Raw genomic sequence first — 5860 nt, forward strand, 5'->3', positions numbered from 1 at the left:
AGCGCCATGCGGCGTGAATGGCGCTTGTCCATCACGCTGTCGTCGAAGATGATGTAACCCTTGTCGCTCAATTTGACGTGTGGACGCACCTGCGTCCACACCTCCGCTGCCGTTAAACAGTCACCTTTCAGGTAGCGCTGAACGGCGTCATGAGCAAAATCATCGACGTGGTTGGCAAAATAGGTTTGTGTCCGATTGATCTGTGTTGCAGCCAAAAACTCGCAGTACCGTTGCCGCCCGACTTTTCGAGGTCTTCCCACCAGCCCAGAATTTCAGACTTGCCCAGTTTCGCGTAAGCCCTAAGATGGAAAGGCGCGGGAAACGGCGTGACCCGCCTCCCCGTTCGCTCAGGAAGTCCAGGCACTTTTAACTGCCTAAATCATGCGTGAGGCAAACGATTCTTCACGAGTCAGACGCAACAATCCGGCTCCAGTCGTCTCACGCCAACAGCGAGACAGAAGAGGTCCGCAACCCGCGCCGGGGCCAGCCTCTCCCCCGCGCTCAGCCCTCCGCCTTCGCTTCCCAGCGTTGCTGGCGCACCTGACGGACTTCGGCGGTCAGCAGGATGATGGTGTTGAGGACGTAGATCACGGCCAGCACGGCGATCAGGCCCGTTTGCAGGCCGGTCTGCACGGTGCCCGAAGCCAGCAGGGGAAGATCCGGGAACGTCACCAGACCCAGGCGGGGGGCCAGCGCCGCGAGGACCGCCGCCCAGGCCAGCAGCAACATGCCGCCCCAGGGGCTGTTCATCAGGCCGGTGCCGGGCAGCACGACGGTCAGCGCCCGGACCAGCAGCGGGCGGGCCTGAGCGGCGGTCTGGGCGGCGCGGGGCAGCAGCAGCGAGAGCAGCAGCAGCGCACCCAGCAGCGCCGTACCCAGCAGCGCCCAGCCCAGGCGCGGGCTGCGGCCCGGCGCGGCGCTCAGCACCTGGGCCGGGTCCAGCAGCGCCCCCCGCAGGGTCACGCTCAGGTCCCCGGTCACGGCGCGGGTCAGGCTGCGCCCGTCCGGGTAGCACAGCCGGGGCTGGCCAGGGCGGTAGGTTCGCTGGAAGCTGGCGTCGGGGCTGCCAGGATTCAGGCCCAGATTAAAGGCGGCGGCCCCCAGGTCCGGGCGGGCCGACAGCGCGGCGCGGTACTGCTCGCGGGCCTGGGCCTCGTCGCCGCGCGCCTGCGAGATCACGCCCAGGTTGTTCAGGGCGCAGGCGTCGGGCAGGGCCGCCGTGTAGGTCTGACGGGCCGCCGAGTCGTCGCCGTCCAGTTGCGAGGCCAGACCGATCAGCAGGGCGCTGTCCGGGCCGGGGCGCAGGTTCAGGTCCCCGAGGCCAGCGTTGCCCCAGCTGCCGCCGTAGGTGCCGGTGGTCAGCGCCGGACTGCGCAGCGCTGCGCCCGCCTGATTCGCCCACTGCCAGCCGCCTAGCGAGGCCAGCAACCCGGCCAGCAGCAGGGTCAGCAAAAAGCGCTCGCTCAGGGACGCGTAGGCCACCGAGACGAAACGCGCGCGGGCCAGCGGACGGCGCAGCCACGCCAGAAAACGCCCGCCCAGGGGCCGGGTGGCCTGACCCTGCGCCCGCCACGCCCGGACAAGAAGCACCAGCGCCGCCGCCAGCAGACTCAGCGCCAGCGCCAGCGTGGACAGCCGCGCGGCGTCACGCACGCTGCCCAGCCCATTCGGCCCCAGGTTGTACAGCGTCCCGGCCCGCAGCGAGCGCGAGAACTGCCTCCACTCCTCGGCCTCGCCCGCACGGCCCTGGGTTTCTAGAATGCCCGCGTAGCGCGCGTACAGCGCCGGACCGCCCTCGAAACGCGGGTGCAGTTCGCGCAGGTAGGCCATCCACGATTCGGCGCGGGCCAGCCGGTTCTGCGTCAGCAGGGTGCCCAGGTAGGCGCTGGGATTGCCGTAAGCACCCAGGGCCGCCCGGCTGACCGGGATGTCGGGGTCCAGGCCGCGTCCGGCAGCGTCGCGGCGGGCACGGTCCAGCGCCAGATCGGCGGCTGCCGGGTAGCCCGCCGTGTCCAGCCGCGCGGCCAGTTGCACCCACGCCGGAAACGGCAGCGCGGTTCCCAGCGCCCGCCGCACGGTGCTGAGGGCCGCGTAACTGTCCCCTGCCGCCCGGCGCTGCCCGGCCAGCCGCAGCAGCAGGAAGGGATTGGTGGGGTCATCGTTCGCCGCTGCCTGCACGCCCGCCTCCGGTACGGCCTGGGCGGCGCGCAGCAGCCAGCCCGTCACGGCGGGGTCCGGCGGAAAAACCACCCGCTCCTGCACGCTGGGGCCAGAGGGTCCGGCGGCCAGCGTGAAGCGCTCGGCGTACCCGTTTCCCCCGGTGGTCACGCGTACCACACCCCCGGAAGCGTCCAGCGAACTGACTGGCCCCGGCAGATCGGCGCGGCCCAGCACCCGGCCCCGCGCCGTGTAGGCATAGACCTCCGGCCCCACGCCCAGATACGTCACGCCGCCCACTTCCAGCGGACCGCTCAGGTCGCCCAGCGCCGCCGGAAAACTGCGCTGCCAGACCAGCTTCGGCCCGTCCTCGTAGCGCAGGGTGCGGCCTTCCAGCACCGGAGCGGCCTGCGCCGGGCCAGCCCACACCAGCCCTAGCAGCAGGGCAAGGACGGGCCGCAGGACAGCATTTCCGCGCGACCTCTGTTTCATGTACGATCCCTGGCTCACGCCCGGTCCCCCGGCTCCACCGGAAAGGCCAGCAAATGTACGGCCCGCAGCGCCATCGCCGCGCCCCCGGCCAGCAGATCGGGCAGACCCCCATACCGCAGGCTGAGCAGCAGGCCCACCGGCACGGCCACGGCGGTGGCGAAGGGCACGGCGTTCAGCTTCAGGCGGCTTTGCAGCGTGGCCCGGTACAGCGGAATCAGAATCAGTCCGGTTCCCAGCGTGCCCAGCAGCGTCAGCGGGGCGGCCACCAGCAGCGCCCCCAGCAGCGGCGCGATCCCGGCCCCGCCCTGAAAACGGAAGAACACCGGGTAGCAGTGGCCCAGCACCACCGCCAGGGTGGCCAGCCAGGTCAGCTCCGGCGCCAGCACGCGGGCCAGGGCCACGGCCAGCACGCCTTTCAGGATGTCCCCGGCAGTCACCAGAATGGCGGCGTTGCGCCCGAATTGCCGGTAGGTACCGCTGCCCCCCGGCAGATCGCGCCCACTGATGTCCGCTCCGCGCGCCCGCGAGTACAGCACGCCCGTGACCAGCGATCCCAGCAGGTAGGAAATGAGAGCGACCAGCAGGGGCAACATACGCGCCGCATTGTAGGGCAGGGCCGGGGCGTGAGCGCAGACCGGGAGCAGCGCACAGGGGAAGCAGCGAGAGCGTGCGCTCGGCAGTGGAGGCAGGCCGGACTGGACCGCACCTGAACTGTGGCCCGATCAGTTCCCCTGCCACGGGACTCCTTTACACTCGGGGCGATGACCACAGGTGAAACCGGCTTGCAGGCGCAGGAGACCGCTGAAGTCCTCTCCCGCGAGGAACTGCGGCGCTACTCGCGGCAACTGCTGGTGCCCGAATGGCTGGAGGCCGGGGCACAGGAACGGCTGCGGCGCGCAAGCGTGCTGGTGGTGGGCGCGGGCGGGCTGGGCGGCCCAGTGATCACGCTGCTGGCCGGAGCCGGGGTGGGGCGGCTGCTGATCGCGGACGGCGACACGGTGGGAATCAGCAATCTGCACCGCCAGACGCAGTTCATAGCCGCCGACGTGGGCCGTCCCAAGGCAGAGGTGGCAGCGGCGCGGGCACAGGCGATCAATCCGTTCGTGCAGATCGGCACTGCTCCCAGACTGGACCCCGAAGACATGCAGCGCGCCGCAGACGGTGTCACCCTCGTGGTAGACGCCACCGACAACTTCGAGACGCGCTACGCCATCGCCGATGCCTGCGCGCAAAGCGGGCGCGAATGGGTCTGGGGCGCGGCCAGCGGCAGCAGCGGCATGGTCAGCGTGTTCGGGCCTGGTTTTGGCCTGCGCGATCTGTTTCCCACCCCTGGCGACGCGCCCTCCTGCGACGAGACCGGCGTGCTGGGTCCGGTCCCCCAGGTGGTGGGCAGCCTGATGGCCCAGGAGGCCCTCAAGGTTCTGGGAGACGTGGGAGAACCCCTGCGGGGCCGGCTGTGGACTTACGAAGCCCTATCGGGGAGGGTCCGTCTACTGACTTTGAAGTCACCAATCCTGACCACTTCTTAATCCTATGCTCATTATTGACACATATAAAAACGCGTGCAGCACACTCTTTTTTTTACTGCCGCATTCTTTTGTCCTGTAGGGAACAGCATGGGACGGCGAAAAGACGTTCCCCAACGCAAACCCCCTGATCTTGACGTTACATTAATGTGTGTTAACGTTCATTTGAGCGAGCAGTCAGCTCAATTCAACTTCTGGAGGTTTGCACATGGCCAAAAGCACCAAGCCCGCCGCAAAGAAATCCGCCGTCAAGGCTCCGCCTGCAAAAGCAGCGAGCAACAAGATCGCCAAGACCCAGATCATCGATATGGTGGCCGACAAAACCAGCCTGAACAAGAAGCAGGCCGGCGAGGCTGTTGCCGCCATGTTGAGCAGTGTCGTGGGAGCGCTACAGGGCGGCCAGAGCGTCGGCCTGCCTGGTCTGGGCACCCTCAGCGTCACCCAGACGGCAGCCCGCACCGGCGTGCGCCCCGGCACCAGCCAGAAGATCACCATTCCTGCGGGCAAGAAAATCCGCTTCAAGGTGGCCAGCACCCTCAAAGGCACCCTCTGAAGTAGGTCCCGCGCCCCACGTTCCAGTTTGCCCAGCAATGGCGTGGACTGGATTTTTTAATTCCCTGATTATTCCGTTTGGATGCACCACAATCAAAAGACGATAAGGACCATTAATAATACGCTCTGACGTTAGTGTGCATTTCTCACCATTCCCGGTTAAGCTCTGACGTATGCATCAACACTGGGTCCATCCCAGGCAAAGGGCGTTTTCCCTTTGCCCAGAAATGCATGTGATGCGGACGGGAACTGACTCCACCGCAACGGACTGGAACGGATTTTTCAGATAGGACGCCCCGACGTACCCGCGAGCCTCTGCCGGACAGCAGACCAATCGGACAACACACCAACCGGATCGCAGACCAAGAGGTGAGACCTTGAAGCAGATGGCTTTTGAACCCGGTGACCGCGTGGTGCTGCCGCCTTACGGGATCGGCGTGGTCAGCGGCACCTGCCAGCGTCCGGTGGGGGACGCAACGCGCGCCTACTACGAGTTGCAATTCGCCCACACGGCCAGCCGCGCCTACGTTCCGGTGGCGGCCCCGCAAAGCGCTGGCCTGCGCGCCGCCCTGACTGAGGGCGATCTGCCCGAACTCCTGTGCCGGCTCCAGGACAGCAGCCTGGATCTACCGAAGCAGTGGGCGGCCCGCCAACGCCTGGTCACAGAGATCATCGCCAGCGGCAGACCACTGGAACTGGCGGTCCTGGCATGCGAACTGAGGCGTTGGAATATGGAACGCGGCCTGCCTGATCTGGACCGACAGGCTTTCCGGCAGGCCATCAAATTGCTGGAACAGGAAGTGAGCGGATTAACCAGTCAAAACGCACAGGCCATCCAGCACTTCCTTGACCGCGCCTGGAATGAGAACCCGCACAACTGATACAGACTCCGTTTGAGCAGTATGGGCAACACTTGAAAATCCGAACGAGCCTCGTTGAGCTGCGGCACGCAGGAAGAGCATCCTCTTTTCAAGCTGTCCCGGTCGTGGGAATTTGTTCATGACGAGAATGGACAGAAGAGAAACGGGTTACGAACATGGAGTCAAAAACAACAAAAAGCTGCCCCCCAACATAAGTTGGGGGGCAGCTTGGGGAGATGAACGACACTTCTGCACAGGGCAGAAGGAACACAC

At 66.5% G+C, this 5860-nt stretch carries 5 protein-coding genes and 1 pseudogene; 3 read left to right on the forward strand and 3 right to left on the reverse strand.

Going from position 1 to position 5860, the window contains the following annotated elements; all coding sequences use genetic code 11:
• The 3 genes and pseudogenes from BOO71_RS24315 to BOO71_RS24325 form a co-directional block, all read right to left on the reverse strand.
• A pseudogene (locus BOO71_RS24315) lies at nt 1–260 on the reverse strand (hypothetical protein); the annotation flags it as partial.
• A gap of 241 nt (nt 261–501) precedes the next feature.
• Nucleotides 502–2649: a hypothetical protein gene (locus BOO71_RS24320; protein ID WP_254843285.1), complete on the reverse strand. Its 2148-nt coding sequence runs from the start codon at nt 2647–2649 to the stop codon at nt 502–504.
• 14 nt (nt 2650–2663) lie between these two features.
• Nucleotides 2664–3242 carry a glycerol-3-phosphate acyltransferase gene (locus tag BOO71_RS24325; protein ID WP_075836839.1) on the reverse strand — a complete coding sequence of 193 codons (579 nt, stop codon included), beginning with the start codon at nt 3240–3242 and terminating at the stop codon, nt 2664–2666.
• A gap of 168 nt (nt 3243–3410) precedes the next feature.
• Between BOO71_RS24325 and BOO71_RS24330 the strand changes: the two genes are divergently transcribed.
• From BOO71_RS24330 to BOO71_RS24340, 3 genes are all read left to right on the forward strand, one after another.
• On the forward strand, nt 3411–4178 hold the full coding sequence (locus BOO71_RS24330) for a HesA/MoeB/ThiF family protein (protein WP_075836840.1): 768 nt from the start codon (nt 3411–3413) through the stop codon (nt 4176–4178).
• A gap of 205 nt (nt 4179–4383) precedes the next feature.
• Complete coding sequence (locus BOO71_RS24335; protein WP_075836841.1) at nt 4384–4728, forward strand: HU family DNA-binding protein; 345 nt, start codon at nt 4384–4386, stop codon at nt 4726–4728.
• 385 nt (nt 4729–5113) lie between these two features.
• A complete protein-coding gene (locus BOO71_RS24340; RefSeq protein ID WP_083653801.1) occupies nt 5114–5608 on the forward strand; it encodes a CarD family transcriptional regulator in 495 nt (164 codons plus the stop codon).
• Nucleotides 5609–5860 lie beyond the last annotated feature (252 nt).

Origin of the sequence: Deinococcus marmoris, assembly GCF_001949125.1 — a bacterium.
GTDB classification, from domain to species: Bacteria; Deinococcota; Deinococci; order Deinococcales; family Deinococcaceae; genus Deinococcus; species Deinococcus marmoris_A.